This is a genomic window from Azospira oryzae, assembly GCF_004217225.1.
In the GTDB taxonomy this organism is placed as follows: Bacteria; Pseudomonadota; Gammaproteobacteria; order Burkholderiales; family Rhodocyclaceae; genus Azospira; species Azospira oryzae.
Genome location: NZ_SHKM01000001.1, coordinates 122063 through 145071 on the forward strand (window position 1 = coordinate 122063; position 23009 = coordinate 145071).

19 protein-coding genes, 1 other RNA gene and 1 riboswitch are annotated in these 23009 nt (G+C 63.9%); of the genes, 7 read left to right on the forward strand and 13 right to left on the reverse strand.

All coding sequences use genetic code 11. The features are described 5' to 3' along the window. Positions 1 to 44: 44 nt before the first annotated feature. The 6 genes from EV678_RS00555 to EV678_RS00580 all read right to left on the reverse strand — a co-directional run bounded on the left by EV678_RS00555 (position 45) and on the right by EV678_RS00580 (position 10130). A complete protein-coding gene (locus tag EV678_RS00555) occupies positions 45 to 1229 on the reverse strand; it encodes a ribonucleotide-diphosphate reductase subunit beta (RefSeq protein ID WP_130458133.1) in 1185 nt (394 codons plus the stop codon). Continuing rightward, positions 1226 to 4072, reverse strand: a complete 2847-nt coding sequence (locus EV678_RS00560; protein WP_207222126.1) for a ribonucleoside-diphosphate reductase subunit alpha — start codon at positions 4070 to 4072, stop codon at positions 1226 to 1228. Before EV678_RS00560 ends, EV678_RS00555 begins: the two co-directional genes overlap by 4 nt. Positions 4073 to 4201: 129 nt before the next feature. Further along, positions 4202 to 4452: riboswitch (cobalamin riboswitch) on the reverse strand. Between the two features lie 405 nt (positions 4453 to 4857). Continuing rightward, positions 4858 to 5145: a hypothetical protein gene (locus EV678_RS00565; protein ID WP_130458134.1), complete on the reverse strand. Its 288-nt coding sequence runs from the start codon at positions 5143 to 5145 to the stop codon at positions 4858 to 4860. Between the two features lie 202 nt (positions 5146 to 5347). Next, positions 5348 to 8848: a hypothetical protein gene (locus EV678_RS00570; RefSeq protein WP_130458135.1), complete on the reverse strand. Its 3501-nt coding sequence runs from the start codon at positions 8846 to 8848 to the stop codon at positions 5348 to 5350. A gap of 59 nt (positions 8849 to 8907) precedes the next feature. Continuing rightward, positions 8908 to 9699 carry a hypothetical protein gene (locus EV678_RS00575; protein WP_130458136.1) on the reverse strand — a complete coding sequence of 264 codons (792 nt, stop codon included), beginning with the start codon at positions 9697 to 9699 and terminating at the stop codon, positions 8908 to 8910. Between the two features lie 11 nt (positions 9700 to 9710). Further along, positions 9711 to 10130, reverse strand: a complete 420-nt coding sequence (locus EV678_RS00580) for a hypothetical protein (RefSeq protein WP_130458137.1) — start codon at positions 10128 to 10130, stop codon at positions 9711 to 9713. 690 nt (positions 10131 to 10820) lie between these two features. Between EV678_RS00580 and ilvB the strand changes: the two genes are divergently transcribed. Then, entirely contained in the window at positions 10821 to 12539 is a 1719-nt protein-coding gene (ilvB, locus tag EV678_RS00585) for an acetolactate synthase large subunit (protein WP_130458138.1), read from the forward strand. Position 12540: 1 nt separating this feature from the next. Then, the gene (gene ilvN, locus EV678_RS00590) at positions 12541 to 12858 is read left to right on the forward strand and encodes an acetolactate synthase small subunit (RefSeq protein ID WP_130458139.1); all 318 of its coding nucleotides are present in this window, start codon (positions 12541 to 12543) and stop codon (positions 12856 to 12858) included. Positions 12859 to 12999: 141 nt separating this feature from the next. Here the strand turns inward: ilvN and EV678_RS00595 are convergent, their stop codons facing one another. Beyond that, complete coding sequence (locus EV678_RS00595) at positions 13000 to 14103, reverse strand: hypothetical protein (protein ID WP_130458140.1); 1104 nt, start codon at positions 14101 to 14103, stop codon at positions 13000 to 13002. Between the two features lie 193 nt (positions 14104 to 14296). Here EV678_RS00595 and EV678_RS00600 point away from each other — a divergent pair, with 193 nt between their 5' ends. The 5 genes from EV678_RS00600 (at position 14297) to ahbB (EV678_RS00620) (ending at position 18081) form a co-directional block, all read left to right on the forward strand. After that, positions 14297 to 14650: a c-type cytochrome gene (locus EV678_RS00600; protein WP_130458141.1), complete on the forward strand. Its 354-nt coding sequence runs from the start codon at positions 14297 to 14299 to the stop codon at positions 14648 to 14650. Positions 14651 to 14675: 25 nt separating this feature from the next. Beyond that, positions 14676 to 15869: a cytochrome D1 domain-containing protein gene (locus tag EV678_RS00605; RefSeq protein ID WP_130458142.1), complete on the forward strand. Its 1194-nt coding sequence runs from the start codon at positions 14676 to 14678 to the stop codon at positions 15867 to 15869. Positions 15870 to 15883: 14 nt separating this feature from the next. Continuing rightward, entirely contained in the window at positions 15884 to 16912 is a 1029-nt protein-coding gene (gene ahbB, locus EV678_RS00610; RefSeq protein WP_130458143.1) for a siroheme decarboxylase subunit beta, read from the forward strand. Next, positions 16905 to 17411, forward strand: a complete 507-nt coding sequence (locus tag EV678_RS00615; protein WP_130458144.1) for an Lrp/AsnC family transcriptional regulator — start codon at positions 16905 to 16907, stop codon at positions 17409 to 17411. Before ahbB (EV678_RS00610) ends, EV678_RS00615 begins: the two co-directional genes overlap by 8 nt. 166 nt (positions 17412 to 17577) lie before the next feature. After that, a complete protein-coding gene (gene ahbB / locus EV678_RS00620) occupies positions 17578 to 18081 on the forward strand; it encodes a siroheme decarboxylase subunit beta (RefSeq protein WP_130458145.1) in 504 nt (167 codons plus the stop codon). Positions 18082 to 18205: 124 nt separating this feature from the next. On the opposite strand, the gene ssrA is transcribed toward ahbB (EV678_RS00620), so the two are convergent. The 6 genes from ssrA to EV678_RS00650 form a co-directional block, all read right to left on the reverse strand. Next, positions 18206 to 18529: a transfer-messenger RNA gene (gene ssrA, locus EV678_RS00625) on the reverse strand. Positions 18530 to 18568: 39 nt separating this feature from the next. Next, positions 18569 to 19228, reverse strand: coding sequence for an HAD family hydrolase (locus EV678_RS00630; protein WP_130458146.1), 660 nt, complete (start codon positions 19226 to 19228; stop codon positions 18569 to 18571). Continuing rightward, positions 19221 to 19919 (reverse strand): bifunctional 2-polyprenyl-6-hydroxyphenol methylase/3-demethylubiquinol 3-O-methyltransferase UbiG, encoded by a 699-nt coding sequence (gene ubiG / locus EV678_RS00635; RefSeq protein WP_130458147.1) that lies wholly within the window; start codon positions 19917 to 19919, stop codon positions 19221 to 19223. The genes EV678_RS00630 and ubiG overlap by 8 nt, the downstream gene beginning before the upstream one ends. A gap of 79 nt (positions 19920 to 19998) precedes the next feature. After that, positions 19999 to 20637, reverse strand: a complete 639-nt coding sequence (gene ompA / locus EV678_RS00640) for an outer membrane protein OmpA (RefSeq protein ID WP_014237007.1) — start codon at positions 20635 to 20637, stop codon at positions 19999 to 20001. Between the two features lie 82 nt (positions 20638 to 20719). Further along, complete coding sequence (locus tag EV678_RS00645) at positions 20720 to 22054, reverse strand: TRZ/ATZ family hydrolase (RefSeq protein ID WP_130458148.1); 1335 nt, start codon at positions 22052 to 22054, stop codon at positions 20720 to 20722. Positions 22055 to 22123: 69 nt separating this feature from the next. Next, on the reverse strand, positions 22124 to 22768 hold the full coding sequence (locus tag EV678_RS00650; protein WP_130458149.1) for an OmpA family protein: 645 nt from the start codon (positions 22766 to 22768) through the stop codon (positions 22124 to 22126). Between the last annotated feature and the right edge of the window lie 241 nt (positions 22769 to 23009).

A 23009-nucleotide genomic window follows, 5' to 3' on the forward strand; every position in this document is an offset into this window, starting at 1 on the left:
CCGGGGCAGCGTCCAGGGCACGACGCCGCTGGCTGCCGCCCGGCTCAGTCCCAGGCCAGGGCGCCGCCGGTCTGGTACTCGGTGACGCGGGTTTCGAAGAAGTTCTTTTCCTTGCGCATATTGGCCTGTTCGTCGAGCCAGGGCAGCACGTTCTCGGCGCCGGGGAAGGGCTCGGCCAGGCCCAGCTGGCGGGCGCGGCGGTTGGCGATGAAGCGGAACTGGTCCCGGTGCAGGTCGGCGTTGTAGCCCAGGATGGGCTCCCGCAGGATGTAGCCGGCGTAGGCCGACTCGGCGGCTTCCGCCTCTTCCCACAGGGCCTTGACCTGGACCGGGTCCAGGGTCAGGTTTTCTTCCTGCAGGAGCTGGCGCACCACCCGGATGCCGAAGGCGCAGTGCAGCACCTCGTCACGCATGATGTACTGCAGCTGCTCGGCGGTGCCCTTCATCAGGCCCCGGCGCTGCAGGGCGAAGATGGGGGTGAAGCCGTTGTAGAACCAGCAGCCTTCGAAGATGCCGGCGAAGAAGAGGTAGGAGAGGGCGAATTCGTGCAGGTTGTCCCGGTCCGTCAGGTCGAAGTCGGAACGCATCACCCGCTCCAGGCGGCGGTTGGCCAGGGCGATCTTGCCGTGGATTTCCGGCACCACCCGGTAGCGGTTGTAGATTTCCTTCTGGTCCAGGCCCAGGCTTTCGATGCAGTGCTGGTAGGTCCAGGTGTGCAGGGCCTCTTCATAGACCTGGCGGGCCTGGTAGATCTGCAGCTCCGGCGCGCTCATCTTCTCCATCACCGCCAGGCCGATGTTGCGCATGGCCAGGATGTCGGAGGTGGTGAGGTAGGACAGCACGTTCTCGAAGACGTGGCGCTCGGCCGGCGTCAGCTTGTGGTTGTAGTCGTGCACGTCCTGGGCCATGGAGATTTCCAGGGGCGTCCAGTGGTTGCGGTTGGCGTTGAGGAAAAACTCCCAGGCCCAGGGGTACTTGAAGGGCGCCAGCTGGTTGATGTCGGCCTTGCCGTTCACCACCCGCTTGTCTTCCGGGTTGATGGGGGCCAGGGAGATGCCGCCGGCAGGCAGGCGGGGCGCGGCTGCCGGGGTAGTGCCAGCCAGGGGCGCCGCCGCTCCTGCCTGGGCGGGCAGGGGGGCTGGGGATGCTTGCCGGGCGGGCGTTGCAGCCGGGGCGGGCTGGGTGGCGGCGGGTGCGTCGTCCCAGTCGTCGAAACGCAGTTGGCTCATTGGCAGGCCTCGCAATCCGGGTTGTCGATGGAGCAGAACTTGGGCTCGGGCGCGGCGGGGGCGGCGGCCCGGTCCACCGGGGAACTGGTCTTTTCCATGGCGGTGGCGCCCAGGGTGCGCAGGTAGTAGGTGGTCTTCAGGCCCTGGGTCCAGGCCAGCTTGTAGATCTCGTCCAGCTTCTTGCCGGAGGGGGCGGCCACGTAGAGGTTGAGGGACTGGGCCTGGTCGATCCACTTCTGGCGGCGGGCGGCGGCCCGGATCAGCCAGGTGGGGTCGATCTCGAAGGCGGTGGCGTAGCGGGCCTTCAGCTCGTCCGGGATGCGGTCGATGGGGCCCAGGGAACCGTCGAAATACTTGAGGTCGGAGATCATCACCTCGTCCCACAGGTTAAGGGCCTTCAGGTCCCGCACCAGGGATTCGTTCACCACCGTGAATTCGCCGGAGAGGTTGGATTTGACGTAGAGGTTCTGGTACTCAGGCTCGATGGCGGCGGAGACGCCGATGATGTTGGAGATGGTGGCCGTGGGCGCAATGGCGACGCAGTTGGAGTTGCGCATGCCGACCTGGGCGATGCGCTCGCGCAGGGCGTCCCAGTCCAGGGTGGTGCTGCGGTCCACTTCCACATAGCCACCCCGGGCGTCTTCCAGCAGCTGCAGGGAGTCGATGGGCAGGATGCCCTTGTCCCACAGGCTGCCCTTGAAGCTGGAGTAGCGGCCCCGTTCCTCGGCCAGGTCGGTGGAGGCCCAGTAGGCGTGGTAGCAGACGGCTTCCATGGAGCGGTCGGCGAATTCCACGGCGGCCTCGGAGGCGTAGGGCAGGCCCAGCCGGTGCAGGCAGTCGGAGAAGCCCATGATGCCCAGACCCACCGGGCGGTGCCGCACGTTGGCGTTGCGCGCCTTGGGGGTGGCGTAGAAGTTGATGTCCACCACGTTGTCCAGGAGGCGCATGGCGGTGCGGATGGTGCGTTGCAGCTTGGCCTGGTCCAGCACCAGCTGGCCGTCCACCAGGATCAGGTGGGCCGGCAGGTTCACCGAGCCCAGGTTGCACACGGCGGTCTCGGAGTCGGAGGTGTTGAGGGTGATCTCGGTGCACAGGTTGGAGCTATGCACCACGCCCACGTGCTGCTGGGGCGAGCGCAGGTTGCAGGCGTCCTTGAAGGTGATCCAGGGGTGGCCGGTCTCGAACAGCATGGTCAGCATCTTGCGCCACAGCTGCACGGCGGGAATGCGCTTGAACAGACGGATTTCGCCCCGGTCGGCCTTGGCCTCGTAGGCGTTGTAGGCGACTTCGAATTCCTTGCCGAACTTGTCGTGCAGGTCGGGCACGTCACTGGGGGAGAAAAGGGTCCACTCGCCGCCGTTGATGACCCGCTGCATGAACAGGTCGGGAATCCAGTTGGCGGTGTTCATGTCGTGGGTGCGGCGGCGCTCGTCGCCGGTGTTCTTGCGCAGCTCGAGGAATTCCTCGATGTCCAGGTGCCAGGATTCCAGATAGGCGCAGACGGCGCCCTTGCGCTTGCCGCCCTGGTTCACGGCCACGGCCGTGTCATTCACCACCTTGAGGAAGGGGATGACGCCCTGGCTCTTGCCGTTGGTGCCCTTGATGCGGGCCCCCAGGGAGCGCACCGGGGTCCAGTCGTTGCCCAGGCCGCCGGCGTACTTCTGCAGCAGGGCGTTTTCCTTGATGGACTGGTAGATGCCTTCCAGGTCGTCGGAGACGGTGGTGAGGTAGCAGGAGGAGAGCTGGGAATGCCGGGTGCCGCTGTTGAACAGGGTCGGCGTGCTGCTCATGAAGTCGAAGGAGGAGAGCAGGTTGTAGAACTCGATGGCCCGGGCTTCCCGGTCGATCTCGTTGAGGGCCAGGCCCATGGCCACGCGCATGAAGAAGGTCTGGGGCAGCTCGATGCGGCGCTCATCCACGTGCAGGAAGTAGCGGTCGTAGAGGGTCTGCAGGCCCAGGTAGTCGAACTGCAGGTCCCGCTCGGCCTTGAGGGCGGCGGCCAGGCGTTCCAGATCGTAGTCCTTGAGGCGGGCATCCAGCAGCTCGGCGTCCACGCCGGTGCGGATGAGGCCGGGGAAGGCTTCGGCGTAGCGGGCGGCCATGGCCTCCTGGCTGGCTTCCTCGCCCAGTACTTCGACGCGCACGCTGCTCAGCAGCAGGCGGGCAGCCACCTTGCTGTAGCCCGGCTCCCGCTCGATCAGGGTGCGGGCGGCCAGTACCAGGGACTGGCGCACGGCGGCCAGGGGCACACCGTCGTAGAGGTTGTGCAGGGCTTGCTCCAGCACCGTTTCGGCAGCCACGTCGGCCAGGCCCTGGCAGGCTTCCCGGCATTGCTGCAGCAGGGCGGCCCGGTCCAGGGGGAAGCGGTGGTCGCCGTCCACCACGTGCAGCAGGGGGCCGGCGGCAGCGGGGGCGGCCGCCGCCTGGGCGGCCCGTTCGGCGGACCGCTTTTCCCGGTACAGCACGTAGGCCCGGGCCACGTCGTGCTCACCGGAGCGCATCAGGGCCAGTTCCACCTGGTCCTGGATGTCTTCGATATGCACCGTGCCGCCGCCGGGCAGGCGCCGGGTGAGGGCCTGGACGACGATGGCGGTGAGGCGGGAGACTAGATCCCGCAGGCGGGCCGAGGCGGCGCCTTGGCTGCCATGCACGGCCAGGAAGGCCTTGTTCATGGCGACGGAAATTTTCTCCGCATTGAAGGGCACCACCGAACCGTTGCGGCGGATGACTTCGAAGGACTGGGCCCGGCCGGCCAGATCGGCGGCGTTGGGCAGGCTGTCGTCCAGATTGTCGGAGGGTAGGTGGGATGACGCTTGGTGGGTGGCGAAGAGGCCGGCTTGCATCGTGGAACTCCCGTTATCAACGGAACGGGGGCCCAGGGCGGCGGGACTGCCGAGGCGCCGGCGGGCACGCCCATGGCGGCCGACAGCGGACAATCCCGATCCACCGGGGGGCACCCCGCCCCTGGTCAGACTGAAAAATTGGCGACGGCAGGTTTCCTGGCTCACGGGTCCTGGCCCGATGCCCGCCTTCCCGGTGGAACTGCCTCCCAGTGGCACGCGTGGACATCGAACTCGCCGTTTACAGTTGCGGGGGCAGCTCCGGCATGGGCGGAAAGTTCGCTGCGGATTCGCGGGGAATCCGTCTGATCCCGACTTCCTTGATCGCCGCACCGGATTCCCATTTGTCCCGAAATCGGGGAACCGTCGCGGAGGAGACTTTACCCCAGCCCTCAAGCGGAGGGCAAGGGGTTGGACACTACAGGTAGTAGTACGAGAGTAATAGACAACTACATATAGTGTATTTGGCGACAGGGTTTTTTCCACTGCCGGGAGCGTTTTGCCCAGAAAACGGGCAGAGTGTTTAATCCCCAGTAATACTGTGGCTTTTCATCGACTGTCCCGGAACGGCCCACAGACTTATCCACAGCTTTTGTGAATTAATGCGGGATTGATCGCCGAGACTAGGTGCCTTTGTCGGGCTGGCAGAAAAAATTTGGAGGCACCAAAGCGGTGGTGCCGAAGATCTGCTGGGGGCGGAAAAGTGGGGGAGTGGCAATCCATTTTTCCGCTGGCTGGGGCTGCCCTTTGCCGGTATCGCGCGGTGACGGCGGGCAGCCCCCTGGGAATTACAGGTTGTAACAGGTGCCGTTGCGGTCACTCCAGGACTTGCCGCCGGAGTTTTTGCAGTTGTGGCGGTCCTTGTGGTTGAGGACCTTGCCGCTGCATTTGCGGGCAGACCAGCAGGTCTGGCTTGCTGCCGCATCGGTAGCGGCAGGCATTTCCTTGGCCGCATCACTTTGGCCGGAGCTGGTTTGCTGGGGCGGAGAGGCCTCCTTCCCCTTTGCCGGAGTATCGGCGGCAAAAGCCGGGAAGGCGAGGGCGGTCAGCAGGGAAAGCATGGCAATCTTTTTCATCGGTGGCTCCTTTGGTGGTTGGCTGGATAAACAACGGTGAAGCAATGCTGCAGAGAAAATCGCTGCAGCAGGGAAGCGACACCAAGTGGTGCCGCAACTTCAATGACCATGCCGGTCGTTGAATTGGGAACAACTATTTGGCTCTTTGCCGGAACAGGCCCCGAGGGAAGGGCAGGAAAGCCACCCCTCGGGACTTTTCCCACTATTTCCCGGCAGTAAGGATTGCCCGCAGCGGCGGCAGGGGGGCACTCAGGTTGTGTAGCGGAATCTGCAGCCGCTGTTTGCCTTTGTAAGCGCCCCACAAGGTTCTGCTGGCGACGACCTGCAGAGGCTCTCCGGCCTTGGTGTCCTGACGCACCAGAAGGAGGTGGCGCAGAGATGGGTCGTCCAGCCTGCTTTCAATCGTGACCTCGGCCATTGCCGGAGCCCCCTTCTGGGCAGGATGAGTGGCTACCGATACCCGGGCACTGTCGGTGGATGCGGTCAGCCCGGATTTTTTGTTGACGCTGACGGCGTTCGCCTTCGCCAACTGGGCTTTGGTTCCCGCCTTGAAGACAGCGAAGTAGCTGCCGGACCAGGGCCAGGTGCCCCGGTTGTTTCCGCCGATCTTGGGATCATTGCCGTGGATTTCGTCCATGCCGCCGGTGTCCAGCGTGATAACGAAGCGATAGGGCGTGCCGTCGTCACCCGCCAGGCCGGTGGTTGGCCAGACTTCCGCTATTTCCTTGATTTGCCAGACCGGCAGATCCAGGGGCTGGCTGGTGGCGAAAGTGATCGGCTTGCCGATGGGCGCCAGGCTGGCCGGATCCAGCTTCTGGTAGGCGAACTTCACCTTGACGCCTTTGGCCACGGTATCCAGCGACAGGTTGTAGAGCTTCACCGCCACTCGCACCGGGGTTCCCTCTTCGACGCCGCCGGTCAGATAGGGGTAGGTCTTGGTTGCCTCGTCATAGGTGGCGGAGGTGACCGAGATGCCGCGCATCTGGCTGTAGCTGGACTCGTCCGGGTTGAGTATCCACTGGCTTTCTTCCCGGCTGTAGACCATCCGGTTCGGCAGGTTCAGCGCCGGATCTGGCCGCCCGCCGTAGGCGCTTTTCCACCAGCCGCGTCCGCCCATGGTGCCAAGGGGATCCACGGCGTGGGCGACCTTCAGTCCACCGTTCTGGGTGATGTAGATCAGGGAAAGGTAGTTGTAGGAGCGTTCCGTTGCCCAATCCACCTCGGGCTGGTTGAGGGTAATGCCCCGGGAGTTCTTGACCGAGCGTTCCGACAACTGGCTGTTTTCCCAACTGGCCTTGGCCGTCAGACTGACCGTGCCTTCCGTTTCGGCGGATACATCTACCAGTTCAATCTTGGCGCTGGCCTTGAAACCGACGGAGATGTCGCTGGAGTTGGACAGATTGTAGGAAAAGCTCTTTTCCGTGGATCCCCCGGCTTCATCGGTGTAGGAAAGTTCGAAGGTCTGCATATTGCCGTCGAAGGAACGCACTACCCGGCTGTTCAGCGGTTCGCGGACAGCCACCTGCTTGCCCTGGGAATCGTTGAACTTGAAATCGCCGAGATCCTGCGGGAAATTCGGGTCGGCAATATTCGGATAGCTCAGCAGGGTGTTGTTCATGTGGGAAGGCGAGAACCAGTCGACGGAGCGCCCGCCGGCCGAGTACTGCATGAGCCTCCCGGGGATGAGCACGTCGTAGTAGGGGTATTTCTGGGGCACGCTCAGGTTCATGCCGTAGACCGGGTAACGCCAGATGTCGAGGGTCCGGGCATTCCAGATCAGATGGTCGTCCACTGAGGTGGTGGCGGAGCTCTGGGTCATCTTCGACTGGTAATGGGTGCTGATGTTGCGTTCCATCACCTGCTGCTCGTAGGAGAAAGTGGTCTTGGCGGTGGTGGTGGCTTCCACTTCGGCGATTTCCATGACGCCGCCGCCTACCGTGCCGCTGACGCTGAGGGAAGCGCTGGAGCCGAAGTCGGTGGCCATCTGGTCGGTGGTGGTCTGTTGCAGCGTTTCTTCCTTGCTGTCCACCAGTTGTACGGTGAAGTTGGTATCGCCCGAGACATCCACCACCTGGCACTGTTCATCGCCCGGCTTCATCAACAGGCAGTCCACGTGGCGCGGCGGCATGTAAATGACGTACTGCGGGTCGATCAGATCCTGCACCTGGATGTGCAGGGGTGTGCCCAGGTAATAGCTGATTCCCCGGCTATCCAGGCCGACGGCACCGGGCGAATACTGTTGGCCCGAGCTTTCAAAGATCGGTTGCCGGTCGCTCCAGGCCTGCTGGATCGAAAAGTTACTCTTCTCGGCGGAATACGTCGCCGTGGCAACCACCAACTGGGGAATGGAGGCCGTCTGGGTGGCATCGCTGCGGGTAGGAATGACGATGGCCAGTTGGTCCAGGGGAGAAACGTTGTCGTTCTGCAAACCGATGAAGTTGCCGATGGCCAATGCCGGTCCCACCCCTTCCGTCCTGGACGGGTATTCCCTGCTGCCAACTTGCTGCGCCGGACTTGCAGAGAACTGGGTGAGCTGGGGAGAGATGCTGACGATCTGGGTCCAGGTATTGCCCCCGGCGTCGGCCCAGGCAAGGGCCAACTGCCGGGTATGGAAGGCGAAGGCCGGATTGCTGCCCTGGCTGCTGCGGGGATCGAAATGGAAGAGGCCTGGTGCCATTTCAAAGAACGAACCGGAAGCCGGAGTGGTCGCCAGCAGTTTGCCCCGGGGCGAAGGCCCATCGATTTTGAGCTTCTTGCCCAGGCGCAGGAATCCCAGTTCAAGTGTTCCACCCTGGGTGTAATAGGCCACGATGGCCTGGTCGAATCCCAGGGAGCCGAAATCTCCCGCGGCCAGGTTCAGGGAGCGGGGGCGTGCCGCCGTATCCAGCACGTAGGTGCTTTCCAGGGTCAGCTTCTGCTTCTTGGCGGCGTAAGAGAAGGAACGCAGCAGGATGCGTCCTGGCCCTTGTTCGCCGGTGCTGGTGTCTGCAGCCGTCAGTATGTCGAGGTTGCCATCGTTATCGTAGTCGCCGATGGCAATGGCCACATCGCCGCTGACGGCGTAGTCGGAAAGGTCTTTCCAGGCGGCGAGAGAAATCAGGGCCTCGGCGTTCTTGCTGCTGGCTGGCCGATAGCCAATGATATCGAGGGACTGGCGGCCTTTCAGGTTGCGCCGTGCCACGGCGATCCCCATGTGCTGCAGTTCATGCTTGTCTGCCCGCTGGTCCAGGAGGCCGGAGGCCGCAGCAAAGTCCCGAGCGTTTCCGCTAATACCGGGGTCGGTAAATTGATAGGGAAGGAATTCCCCGGTGGCTATCCCCCGCTGCCCGGTGTACAGGCTGACCCCATATCGATTGATGCAGATGGGTTGCTCGAACTTGGGAGTGCTGACCCGCCCGGAAATCAGGCGCCGGCGCGACGATTCCTGACAGGTGTCATCGGATTTCAGGCGTTGTCCCGCCTGCATCCAGTGGGTCAGATTGGCGTTGGCGGCGGCAAAATCCAGCAAGGTGGTGTTGGCCGCAGAGCCGCTGCTTGCCAACATGCCGACGTCGTTTACCTGAAAGATGGCGAGATTGGCCGGGTTCCTGATCGGGTTTTCTGCCCCGGGCTCCTCGGCGATTGCACCTACACCCCACAGTCCAGGGAGCGCGCACAAGAACAGGACTGCGGAAGCAGTTCGCACAAACGGTAGTGGTTTCATGTCTTGCTAGACTCCATAGGGCCAGCCGGTTGGTGGAACCGGCTGGCTGGGGGGGAGGACTATTCCTTGCGGCAGAACGTGGCCGTGTAATAGGGCGCCTGGACCGCGCTGTCGTAGGGAACCGTGATGTCGGTTTCCGTGTTGCCGGAGAAGTTGGTGTTGCCGCTGCCGGCATAACCGTGGGCGCAACATCCGGAACCGCCGGCGATACCGTTGGTCGGGAAGTTGATGACCCCGTTCATGCTGTGGCTGTGGGTCCGGTTCTCCCCGGGAGTCAGGGCGCGACCACCGAATGCGGCGCCGGGAACCCCGTTGGCCGGCAACCCTACGATGTAGCGGCCGGCAGCACTGTTGAACGGGCTCCAGCCCTTCGGGCAGGACGGCAACAGGTTGAAGGTGGCCAGGCCCTTGGGGACCTCCATCTTGGGATCGGGGCTGTCCTGCTTCATGCAGGCATTGAACTGGATGTAGGGCAGCGCCGATTCGGCCGACGTGGCGGAGCCGGTCATCGTATAGGTGCCGGAGTCGCCGGGGGTGTCGTTGCAGCAGCCGCCAATCAGGATGTACTCCTTGGAACTGGTGGTGACGGAACCGGTGGCCTTGGCATGCTTGTGCACCGGGGCCTGCTGCGAGGCAAGGGCCTGGCCGCCGTAGGATCCGGCACCGCCGCCGGGCATGGTGGGCACCAGGAAGCGGCCATTGGCGGAGGCAAGATTGGCGCTGTCCCAACCGGCGGGACAGGCGCCGTTGAAATAGGCCACAGTGAATTGGGGCAGGGCGTCGGCAGCCAGCACCGAAGTGGCAGTCAGCAGCGCCATGGAGGCCATCAGGCTGGAGTGTTTGGCAAGCATCTTGGCTCTCCCTATTTCGTTTGGCAGACAAGCAGTTGGATGAAAGGCAGGCCGCTGGTGGCGGCGCCGCTGGTCACAGATGCCGAATGGCTCCCATTCCTGGTGCCCTGGTCATTGCAGCAGCCCGAGGCGCCGGAGATGTGGTGGGACGGCAGGGAGACGGCCATGGTCCCCGAGTGGGTATGGGTGCGGTCTTCCTGGTCCTTGAGGGGCGTGCCGTAGGTCTTGCCAACGTCGCCGACATTGGCCGTGACCAGCATCATGCGGCCGGCTGCGTCAGTGGCGGCGACGCTGCCTTCCGGGCAGCTGGTTCCGTCGATGAAGAAGATCATCTTTGCCGGCAGGACCGGCTCCGCCGCGCTGGCCAGGCTGGCCAGCCCGGAACAGCCGATGGCCATGAGGCCGATCAGGGGAATGGGTTTCCAGAGCATCTTTATCTCCTTGTGGCTTTGCTTTGATGGGGACAACAGTCAGGGTCCGGGGGCAGGTTTGGAGGGCTGCTTGAACCGCAAATCCTGCTTCTTGTGGTGATGACTGGGTCGATGGTGTTCGCATATTCAATATGAATATGTCGTAACCATATGCGGAGGTGCCGGTGGACAACAAATAGAATTTTCGTATGCCATTGTTTTATCCTAAGCCAGTCTGTTGTGCCCTGCTTTTCTCGGCCAGGAGCGTGTCCGCCGGCGTCCGATGAGACAGAAGGAGAATTTATGAAGTACCGGGAGAGTTCCCGTTACCGGTGTGAACAGGGAGTCGGAAGAACGGTGGGGATCACCGGCTGCAAATTACGGCTTGCGTTCCCGTTCGGCTTTTCTGCATAATTGCCCGACCGATTTTTCATCGCCCCCGAATCTTCGCTGCCCATGAACCGCTTCGCCGCTACCGCCGACACCTCTTTCGCGCTGCCTGCCCAGGCCGGTGCGATGCTGTCCGTAGTAGGCGCTGTAGTACGCGTAGTCGTAGTAGTACGCGCGTGCGCCGCTGGGATGAGCGAAGTCCGGTAAAGAAACCAACCGAATTCCACAAAACCCCCGCCGGCGCGACAGCCCGGCGGGGGTTTTGTTTTTGGGCCCTCCGACCGGCAAGCCAAACCGGATCACGCAAGGAGAAGCCCAGCCATGAATGCCCCAGCCCCCCAAACCGCCCGCCAGACGGATGCCGCCCCGGCGTCGGAAACCCTTACCGGCGCCCAGATCGTCGTCCGCCTGCTGGAACGCCAGGGCGTCACCACCGTCTCCGGCATTCCCGGCGGCGCCATCCTGCCCTTCTACGACGCCCTCTCGGCCTCGGAGAAAATTCGCCACGTGCTGGCCCGCCATGAGCAGGGCGCCGGCTTCATCGCCCAGGGCATGGCCCGTGCCAGCGGCCAGCCCGCCGTCTGCCTCGCTTCCTCCGGCCCCGGTGCCACCAATCTGCTGACCGCCATCGCCGACGCCAAGCTGGATTCCATTCCCCTGGTGGCCATCACCGGCCAGGTGCCCCGCAGCATGATCGGCACCGACGCTTTCCAGGAGGTGGATACCTACGGCCTTTCCATCCCCATCACCAAGCACAACTTCCTGGTGAACTCCGCCGAGGAGTTGCTGGAGGTGATTCCCCGGGCCTTCACCCTGGCCGCCTCCGGTCGCCCCGGCCCGGTGCTGGTGGATATTCCCAAGGACGTCCAGGCCCAGGCCATCGAGGTCAGCCAGTGGCCCGCTCCCGGCGGCCGCCAGGCCCGGCCGGCGCCGGACATGGCAGCCATCGAGAAGGCCGCCGCCATGATCAACGCCGCCGAGCGGCCCATCCTTTATCTGGGCGGCGGCGTCGTCCATTCCGGCGCCGCCGAGGCCGCCGTGGCCCTGGCGGAGAAGGCATCGCTCCCCACCACCATGACCCTCATGGCCCTGGGTGCCATGCCGGTGGACCATCCCCTCTCCATCCACATGCTGGGCATGCACGGCGCCCGCTACACCAACCTGCTGCTGGAAGAGTGCGACCTGCTCATCGCCGTCGGCGCCCGCTTCGACGACCGGGCTACCGGCAAGGTGGCCGCCTTCTGCCCCAAGGCCCAGATCATCCACATCGACATCGACCCCTCCGAACTGGACAAGATCAAGAACGCCCACGTGGGCATCGCCGGCGACGTGGGCGAGGTGCTGGAAAAACTCTCGCCCCTGGTGGAGGCCCACCTACGCAAGCGCTGGCTCACCCACATGGGCGATCTGCGCTCCCGCTTCCGCCTGCAGCGGCCCAACCTGGAAGACCCGCGCAGCCACTACGGCCTGATCCAGGCCGTGGCCGACTGCCTGGACGATTCCGCCTCCATCGCCACCGACGTGGGCCAGCACCAGATGTGGGTGGCCCAGGCCTACCCCCTGCGTCGGCCGCGCCAGTGGCTCACCTCCGGCGGCCTGGGGACCATGGGCTTCGGCGTCCCCGCCGCCCTCGGTGCCGCCCTGGCCGAGCCCGAGCGCACCGTGGTCTGCTTCACCGGCGACGGCAGCATCCTGATGAACATCCAGGAACTGGCCACCATTGCCGAAGCCGGCGCCAACCTGAAGATCGTGCTCATGAACAACGACGCCCTGGGCCTGGTGTACCAGCAGCAGGAGCTGTTCTACGGCAAGCGCTACTTCGCCTCCAAATTCGCCGGTCAGCCCGACTTCCTCAAGATCGCCGAAGGCTTCGGTATCGACACCCTGGACCTGGACACCGCCGCCGCCCCCCGGGCCGCCCTGCGCCAGGCCCTGCAACGGCCCGGCCCCTGCCTCATCCACGCCTTCATCGACATGAACGAGAAGGTCTACCCCATGGTGCCCCCCGGCGCCGCCAACACCGACATGATTGGAGGCTGAGATGAACGCCGTCAGCAAAAACGAAAACGCCGCCCTGGCCCGCCCCCAGCGCACCGTGCTGGAACTGGAAGTGAACAACCACGCCGGGGTCATGTCCCACGTGGTGGGCCTCTTCTCCCGCCGCGCCTACAACGTGGAGGGCATCCTCTGCCTGCCCGTGGGCGACGGCAGCATCAGCCGTATCTGGCTCCTGGTCCTGGAAGACCGGCGCCTGGAACAGATGGTGAAGCAGGTGGAGAAGCTGGAGGACGTACGCACCGTGCGCCGCCATGGGGCGGATCATGCGGTGTTTGAACGGCTGGAGGAGTTTTTCCGCTGAGGGAACTAAGCGCCCGCCTTAGGAGGAGGTGGGCGCTAGTGATTGGGGCTACTAGTGACGGAAAGCGCCAGTTACCGGTATGGAAGAGTGGATGTTCTGGGTTTGCTCCTACGGCACGTATCAGCCTGTAGTAGATTTACCTTACCTACGGAATCGCATGAGAGACTGGGTGATTTCGCTTGCAGTGTCATGCCGAATGCTAAAACGTAGCTGACCTTCGCTATCTTCGAAAGTTACTGTGAGTTCGGAGTCGGAACTGTACTGTTGCACACGGGTGTAAAGGCCAATAATTTCATTATTCCTGACGGCAAGAATGCAATGACAAAGGAGCTTAGACTGAAGCGATATTGAGCGCAGGAATTGCAAATCAGGTGGGGGTGATGTGTCAAACAGTGGCGTGATGACATGATTTTGCTCGTCTACGAGATTGGGTGTCGGTGCTACTACACTCGACTCAATGCGAGCGCTTTTAATAAGAAGGTGGTCACCTACGTAGGCCTGTTTGATTATCAGGAGAGGGTGCGAGACATGTAGGTGAGGCCCGTCAATCTGTGCTTCCCATATGACATATGTGACTTCCGGTAGCTTTTGTATTCGGCCGTTACTGAAATAGGCTATCTCGTATCCGCCACCGAACATGTTTCTTAGGGTAAAAGCTGAACTTTTCCCAAAGAACTCTGATTGAAGGAGTATGCCACCGAGTGAAAGAGCTCTCGCGATAGCAACATTGCCAGCAGTTAGAGTACCCGTCGCCGCAGATTCAATATTGCTGAGCATGTCAGCAAATTCCCGTATGGCGCAAGAACCGGTGCCACTTACATAGGCTGTTCCAATCGAGGTGGTCCGTAGTTCTTCTGCCCCAAAGTGAAACTGATGGAGTCCGCTTCCATCATGTACAAGGCCAATGAAGCTTGCTGGATGACTCTTGATGTCAGGTTCTCCTTCGAGGTAAGTCAGAATTGTGTCAACAGATAGAGGTCCAGCAAGCGCGCGTCTGCGTAGCTCACAGATGGCAACCTTGGCACTAAGCCAGCTACCAGACCATGCGATAGCACACGAGTCGCTGAGCAAGCATACTTTCTGGCTAAGACCTGATATGGACCATCCGGAATCACCGAAAAAGTCCTGTACTTCGCCTTGCGCAGGTACGGCGATCATTTTCCCATCAACAGTCGAACCAGTTAGAAGTAGATCTCCGAAAAGAATTGGGAATCCTGCAACTGCAAAAGTAGAAATAACGGTCATGACGCGTGGTCCCTTCGGATAGCTAATTCCACTGATTGAGTATTTGTCCTCTGCAGTTTGAATCTTCGCATGACTATTCTGGGGTGATATCAGTTCTGTCTGTATTTCCCCCTACAACCCCCGCGGTCTTTCTGCATCGAAAGCTGATGCTTATCAAAGTGTCCCGGTGGGCCGGGCGGCAAGATGGATGCCCATGAAGCCCGCCATTTCTTTCCCTCGCATGTGCCTGAGCGGCCTTGGCCTGGCAGCAGCCTTGCTGCCCCTTTTCGCTAGTGCCACGGAAGCGGTGATTCCCGCTCCCCGCGCCAGGGAACTGGTGCATATGGTTCGTCAGGATTGCGGTTCCTGCCACGGCCTGACCCTCAAGGGCGGCCTGGGGCCGGCGCTGACGGCTGAGACTTTCCGCCAGCGGCCCGCCGAGAGCATGGTGGCCACCATCCTGCACGGCCGGCCGGGTACGCCCATGCCGCCCTTCAAGGGCATCATCAACGAGGCCGAGGCCCAGTGGATCGTGCAGCAGCTCCAGGCCGGCTTCCCCAACGAATAATTTGAGTTTCCCGCGAAAGACCGCCATGACGCCTGCCACGCCTGTCGTTTCCCGCCGCTTTCTTCTGCCCGTTCTCCTGCTCTCCCTCCTGGCCGGCTGCGCCAGTGCGCCGGCTCCCCGCGGTACCGGCGATCTGGGGGTGGTGATCGAGCGTTCCATCGGCCAGGTGCAGGTGGTCAATACCACCTCGAAAAAGGCTCTGGCCAAGGTGCCCGGGCTGGGCGACCTGTCCCACGCTTCCGTGGTCTTCAGCCGGGACCAGCGCTACGCCTACGTCTTCGGTCGTGACGGCGGCCTGACCAAGGTGGATATCCTCACCGCCTCCATCGCCAAGCGCATCGTCCAGGCCGGCAACGCCATCGGCGGCGCCATTTCCCAGGACGGCAAGCTGGTGGTGGCCCAGAACTACGAGCCGGGCGGCATCAAGGCCTTCGACGCCGAGACCCTGGAACTGGTGGCGGACATTCCTTCCGTGGACATGAACGGGGTGCGCTCCAAGGTGGTGGGCCTGGCCGACCTGTCGGGCAACCGCTTCGCCTTTTCGCTCTTCGAAGCCGGTGAAATCTGGGTGGCCGACCTCTCCAACCCGAAGGCGCCCAAGGTGCAGAAGTACTCCGCCGGCAAGCAGCCCTACGACGCCCTGGTGACGCCGGACGGGCGCTACTACATCGCCGGTCTCTTCGGCGAGGACGGTCTGGCCATGCTCGACACCTGGCAGCCGGAGCAGGGCGTGCAGAAGATTCTCGCCGGCTACGGCAAGGGCGAGCAGCCCCTGCCGGTGTACAAGATGCCCCACCTGCGGGGCTGGTCCGTGGCCGGGGGCAAGGCCTACCTGCCCGCCATCGGCCGCCACGAGGTACTGGTGGTGGATACCAAGACCTGGAAGGAGACGGCCCGCATTCCGGTGAAGAGCCAGCCGGTGTTCGTCATGGCCCGGCCCGACGGGCGGGAGATTTGGGTGAATTTCGCCTTCCCCGACAACGGCTGGGTCCAGGTCATCGACACCCTGGAAGGCAAGGTCACCCATACCCTGCAGCCGGGCAAGGCCATCCTGCACATGGAATTCGCCCCCCGGGGCGAGGCCGTCTGGCTCTCGGCCCGGGACGACAACAAGGTCACCGTCTTCGACACCCGCACCAAGGCGCCGGTGGCCGAGCTGAAGGCGGAGAGCCCGAGCGGCATCTTCTTCACCAGCCGCGCCGCCCGCACCGGCTTCTGACGCATCGCCCGTCCATGCCCATGAACGCCGCCCGCTTCCCCCTGCTCAACGACTACCAGCGGGACTTTCCCCTGGTCTCCCGGCCCTTTGCCGCCATCGGCGCGGCCCAGGGCTTGAGCGAGGCGGAGGTGCTGGAGCAATACCGCCACTGGCAGCAGCAGGGCATGGTGAACCGCATCGGCGCCGTCTTTGCCCCGCGCCGGGTCGGGGCCAGCACCCTGGCCGCCCTGCAGGCGCCGCCGGAGCGGCTGGAATGGGTGGCCAGCCGGGTCAGCGCCCATCCCGAGGTCAATCACAACTACGCCCGGGAACACGCCTACAACCTGTGGTTCGTCGCCACCGCGCCGGACGCCCTGCGTCTGCATGCGGTGCTGGCGGCCATCGAGGCCGAGACCGGCTGCCCCGTCATTTCCCTGCCCCTGGTGGAAGAGTTCCACATCGACCTGGGTTTTGACCTGGCCGGCGGCGGCGCCCGGCGCCAGCCGGTGGCGGCGGTGCCCTCCCTGGAGCAGCCCATCGAACTGACCCGGGAAGAGCAGGGGCTGATGCCGGTGCTGCAGGAGGGCCTGCCCCTGGAGCCCCAGCCTTTCCGCGCCCTGGCCTACCGGGCCGGCCTGGAGGAAGGGCGTCTGCTGGACCTGCTCGGCCAGTGGCTGGAGCGGGGCATCCTCAAGCGCTTCGGCGTGGTGGTGCGGCACCACGAACTGGGCTACACCGCCAACGCCATGTGTGTCTGGGCCGTGCCGGAAGGGGAGGTGAGCGCCCTGGGCGAACGCCTCGCCGCCGAGCCCGGTGTCACCCTCTGCTACCGCCGCCGCCCCATGGCGCCCCACTGGCCCTACAACCTGTTCTGCATGATCCACGGCAAGGCCCGGGAGGAAGTGGCGGAACTGCGCCGCGGGCTGGGCGAACGCCTGGGGTTGGACGCCTTTCCCAACGAGCTGCTCTTTTCCACCCGGCGCTACAAGCAGACCGGCGCCCGCTATGCGCCCCAGGCACCCCGGGCAGATGCCGATCCCCTGAGGCAGGCCGCCCATGGCTGACGCGGTGGAGCAGGCCAAGCCCTTCCGCCGCGCCGCCCTGGCACCGGCCCGGGAGCCGGATGAACTGGATCGGCGCATCATCAACGCCCTCCAGGGCGACTTCCCCCTGAGCCCGGAGCCCTACGCCGAGGCTGCGGCCAGGCTGGGCATCAGCGAGGCCGAGCTGCTGGCCCGGCTGCAGTCTCTGCTGGACGACCGCATCCTCACCCGGTTCGGCCCCATGTTCCAGATCGAGCGCCTGGGCGGCGCCTTCTGCCTGGCGGCCATGGCCGTACCCGAAGCCGAATTCGAGCGGGTGGCGGAGCAGGTCAATGCCTTGCCCCAGGTGGCCCACAACTACGCCCGGGAACACGCCTTCAACATGTGGTTCGTGCTGGCGACGGAAACGCCGGAGGGCATCGACGCTGCGGTGCAGGCCATCGAGGCCGCCACTGGCTACCCGGTCTATCCCTTCCCGAAAGAGAAGGAATACTTCGTCGAAATGAAGCTGCAGGCATGAACGCCGCGACCGTCGATCTCAGCATTTCCCAACCTGTCGCGGCGCTTTGGCTCACGCCGCAGGCCCATTCCGCCCGGGCGGCCCGTGCTGTCCGGGGGCAATGCCGGTATGCCGTCCCGTCGGGGACGGGTATGGCGTCTGCGAGCTGCCTGCCAGGAAACCGTTGATGGACGACACTTTCCCCATGGATGACCTGGATCGCCGCATCGTGCTTGCCACCCAGGCCGGCCTGCCCCTGGTGCCGCGTCCCTACCTGGCCCTGGCGGAGCAGCTGGGCGTGACCGAAGCCGAGGTGCGGCAGCGACTGGCCCGCCTGCTGGCAGCGGGCGCCATCCGCCGTATCGGCGCTGTGCCCAACCACTACGCCATCGGCTACACCGCCAACGGCATGAGCGTGTGGCAGATCGACCCGACGGTGATCGACGCCGTCGGTGCGCGGGTCGGCGGGCTGCAATCGGTCACCCACTGCTATCGCCGGCCGGACCATCCGCCGGCCTGGCCCTACAACCTCTTCGCCATGGTCCACGGCAAGAGCCGGGCGGAGGTCGAAGCCGAAGTCGGGCGCGTCGCCACCTTGATCCAGGCCGAGTTCCCCGGCGCCCTGGGTGCTCGGGATATCCTCTTTTCCACTCGCATCCTGAAAAAAACCGGCCTGCGCCTGGGCGAGTGATTGCCTGGGTCCTGCGGGTGCTGCTTTATGGGGGAGGTTCAGTAGCTGCTGCACCAACGCTCTCGGAAAGGGACAACGGGCGTTGCTTGAGGCGGGGAAGCTACATTTGGGGAATTGGAAATAACGATGGGGACCGAAGTCCCCACCGGCTTTTCTTTGGTAACAAGGCTCAAGCAGCCTCGGCAAAAGCCTTAAGCGGCGATTGCGAAACGCTCATCGTTGGCGTTTGGAGATTTGCTTCATTAACGTCGATCGCCTGACGAGTTGCCTGCGCACCTTTGCCCGCCCTGTCGAAGCCAGTACACCCCCACCTAAGAACTCTCCGAAACTCTTAGGTGGAGGTGGCGGGAATCGAACCCGCGTCCAGAACGCCTCCAGATTGCCGGAATTACAACCATGACCAGCATTATGGGGGCTGCCCCCCGGAACTTCAAGGGGCGGTGGTCTGATATCTGTCGTAATCCTGACGCGGCGAGGCGACTGGCCTTCAGCGGGCCGGGCGGAGTAGGGGCGACACTTCGTCGGGGTGGTCGATCAGGTGGTCGGCACCCCAGGTCTCCGGCGGGTGTTCCGTGCCCAGATAGCCCCAGCGGACGCCGATGGTCATCATGGCGCAGGCGTTGCCGGCCTGGATGTCCCGCAGGTCGTCGCCCAGGTAGCAGCAGTTCTGGGTGGGCAGACCCAGCAATTGGGCTGCCAGCAGCAAGGGATCAGGTGCCGGCTTTGGGTTGGGGGTCGAGTCGCCGCAGACAATGCAGGCGCAGCGGTGAGCCAGATCCATCTGTTGCAGCAGCGGATGGGTCAGGCGCTCGCTCTTGTTGGTGACCACGCCCCAGGGAATGCGGCGTTGTTCCAGCTGTGCGAGCAACTCGGCCATGCCCGGGAACAGTGTCGTATGGTGGCAGAGCCGCTCTTCATAGTGCTGGATGAAGCGGCGGTAAAGCTCGACGTAGCTGTCATCCTGGGGCGTAACGCCCATGCCGACCCGCAACAGGCCCCTGCCTCCCTGGGAGGTGTGGGGGCGCAGGGTGGCCAGGGGAAGAGGCGGCAGGTTGTAGTCCTGGCGCACCCGGTTGAGCGCGGCTCCCAGGTCGGGAGCCGTGTCCGCCAGGGTGCCGTCCAGGTCGAACAGTACCGCTTCAGGCATTGCGCACGGTGCGCAGCAGGTAGTTCACCGAAGTGTCCCGACCCAGGCTGTAGCGCTGGGTGAAGGGGTTGTAGGTCATGCCGATGATTTCGGCCACTTCCAGGTCGGCTGCCTTGCAATGACGTGCCAGTTCGGATGGCTTGATGAATTTGGCGTAGTCGTGGGTGCCCTTGGGCAGCATCTGCAGGAGATACTCGGCGCCAATGACAGCGAGCAGGTAGGACTTGGGATTGCGATTGAGGGTGGACAGGAAGACCTGGCCGCCCGGCTTGACCAGCTTGGCGCAGGCCGCCACCGTGCTGGCGGGGTCCGGCACGTGCTCCAGCATTTCCAGGCAGGTGACCACGTCGAAACTGCCCGGCATTTCGGCTGCCAGGGACTCGGCGGAAATGTGACGGTAGTCCACGCTGCGGCCGCTTTCCAGCAGGTGCAGGCGGGCGACGCCGAGGGCCTTTTCCGAGAGGTCGATGCCGGTCACCTGGGCGCCCCGTTCGGCCATGCCCTCGCTGAGCAGACCGCCGCCGCACCCCACGTCCAGCACTTTCTTGCCGGCCAGCCCCGCATTGGCGTCGATCCAGTCGAGACGCAGGGGGTTGATGTCGTGGAGCGGCTTGAACTCGCTCTTGGGGTCCCACCAGCGGTGGGCCAGGTCACTGAATTTCTGCAGTTCGTTGGGATCGGCGTTAATCATGGCTGAAATATGGCAAGGGAGAGGCTAGGAAAGAAAAAAGCCCTGCGAATGCAGGGCTTTTTACAGGAACGGCGCAGGATTACTTGGTGCCGATCACTTCGATTTCAACGCGACGGTCAGGCTGCAGGCACTCGATCAGGGCCTTGGTCTTCTTTTCGCTCTTGCCGCACTTGCCGGCGGTCACGGGCTGCTTTTCGCCCTTGCCTTCGGTGTAGACGCGGTTGGCTTCGATGCCCTTGCTCACCAGGTATTCCTTGACGGCGGCAGCGCGACGCTCGGACAGCTTCTGGTTGTAAGCATCCTTACCGATGCGGTCAGCGTGACCCACGGCGATGATCACTTCCAGGTTGATTTCCTTGGCCTTGACCACCAGCTCGTCCAGCTTGGACTTGCCTTCGGCGCGCAGCACGGCCTTGTCGAAGTCGAACAGGGCGTCGGCGGACAGGGTGATCTTGGCGCCGACGGGCTTGACGCCACCGGCGTCCTTGGCAGCGGCACCGGCCTTCACCAGATCGCCATCACATTCAGCGATGGCGGCGGCGGGGGTCCAGTAGCCGGTGCGCCAGCAGAGGCCGAAACCGCTGCGGGCAACTTCGTTACGGGTATCGGTCAGGTAGGCACCCTTGTCGGTGGTTTGGGCTTGGGCCATGGTGGCGCCCAGGCTCAGGCCGGCGGCAAGCAGAACCAGCAGGGACTTTTTGGCGAATTTGTTGGTCATCTCTCTTTTACCTCGTGTTCGTGAAAGGCAGCTGAATCAGCAACGGCGCAACCCCTTATTTTTGCGTGGGTTCGGCCCGAGACTAATCTCGAATTTTATTCTGCCATACTTTGGCAAGGCTGATCAAATCATTTTTCCCGATTCCGCACAGGGAGCCGTTCTCCACCCTTAATTGCCCTGCAACCCAGACGTGGGAGACATGCTCCCTCCCGGCCGCATATACGGCGTGGGATGCGGGGTCGTAGCAGGGGGAAAGTTCGGGGGATGAAAGGTCGATGGCGCAGAGGTCGGCAGCTTTGCCAGACTCAATTGTACCTATTTTGTCTTCCATGCCCAGCGCCCGGGCACCGGCAAGGGTGGCAGCCTGCAGGGCCTGGTGGGCGCCCAGGGCCTGTGCGTTGCCGCTGGCGCCCTTGGCCAGCAGGGCGGCCAGGCGCATTTCGGCCAGGAGGTCGAGGCGGTTGTTGCTGGCGGCGCCGTCGGTGCCGATGCCGACATTGACGCCGGCTTGCAGCAATTCGGCAGCAGGGGTGATGCCGCTGGCCAGCTTGAGGTTGGAGGCCGGGCAGTGGGCAACGGAGCAGCCGTGGGTGGCCAGCAGGGCAATTTCAGCCGCTTGCAGGTGGACGGCGTGAACGGCAATCAGGCCGGGGCCCACCAGTCCCAGGCGGCGCAGGCGTTCCAGGGGACGTACGCCGTATTGCTTCAGGCTTTCCTCGATTTCAGTCGTGGTTTCGTGCAGGTGCAGGTGGATCGGAATGTCCAGCTGTTCTGCCAGGGGCAGGATGCGCTCGAAGGTCTGGTCGGAGACCGTATACGGCGCATGGGGGGCCAGGCAGAAGGAGAGGAGGGGTTCGTCGCGCAGGTCGTCCCGGGCGGCCAGGCCTTTTTCCAGGTAGTCCTCGGCGCCGCTGGCGTAGGCGTTGGGAAAGTCCAGCACCACCAGGCCCAGGGCAGCCCGCATCCCCATCTGCTGGACGGCGGCGGCCGCTTCCCGGGGGAAGAAGTACATGTCGTTGAAACAGGTGATGCCGCCCCGCAGCATTTCGGCTGCCGCCAGCAGAGTGCCGTCGCGGACGAACTCCCTGGAGACGAAACGTCCCTCTGCCGGCCAGATGTGCTCCTGCAGCCAGGTCATCAGGGGCAGGTCGTCGGCCAGGCCGCGCAGCAGGCTCATGGCTGCGTGGGTGTGCAGATTGACCAGACCGGGAATCAGCAGCTGTTCGCCCAGATGTACCGTCTTGCGCGAAGTGAAGCGTTCCCGGGCCTCCGCCTGGGGCAGCACGGCGACGATGTTGCCTCCGCTGACGGCGACGGCATGGTTTTCCAGGGTGACGCCGAAGGGTCTGACCGGAATGATCCAGCGCGCCTCGATCAGGAGGTCGATGCTGTCGGCGGGAGTGGGGGAGGAGGTCATTGGGTGTGGGATGGTGTGTGAACAAAAAAGCCCCGCCGTATGGGGCGGGGCGTCTGTCTGCAACTGCTGTTACTTGGCGCTGCCCTTGACCTCGACCACCACGCGGCGGCTGGGGGCCAGGCAGGCGATCAGCTTCTGCCGGGGCAGGGAGTCATCACATTTGACGCCCTGGGCCGGCTGGGTCTTGCCGGCACCCATGGTGTCCACCGTGTCGGCCGGCACGCCTTTCTTCAGCAGATAGGCCTTGACTGCATCGGCGCGCTTTTCGGACAGCTTCTGGTTGTATGCCTGGGAGCCCAGGCGGTCCGTGTGGCCGGTGATCATGATCATGGAGACGGAAGCGCAGGAGCCCAGCTTGGCCACCACGTCGCTGTCCAGGCGTTTCTGGGCGGCGCCGGTCAGGGCGGCCTTGTTGAAGGTGAAGAGCTCGTCGCTCTGCAGGGTGACGGTGAAGTCGCACTTCTTGGCGGCTGCGGCGGCGGCCGGTGCGGCGGCGGCGGGGGCTGCCTTGGTCAGGTCCGGATCGCATTCGGCCAGGGCGGCCGCCGGGGTCCAGGCGCTGGTGCGCCAGCACAGGCCGAAGCCACTCTTGGCCACCACATTGCGGGTGTCGGTGAGATAGGCGGCGGTTGGCGTCTGGGCCAGGGCCGGGGCGGCACAGGCAACGGCGCCCAGGGCGGCGATGATGGTGGTGGTCAGGTTCTGCTTTTTCAAGATTTGTCCCTCCTCGTGGGTGGTGTCTCAGGTGTGGCCTTAGGGGGCCTTTCTTTGCCTACCATTGCACATACGGCAATGTATGGGCGATTTAACCAAAGATTTTCGGGGGATACAACCGATTCCGGCGGAGCGGGAAGGGATTCCGCCGGGATATCCCCGGCCGTGGGGGCGTTCTGACGGCGGGGAGGCCGGCGTGCTAGAATCTCCCCCTTCATTTCCACCGGAAATCCTCCCAGAG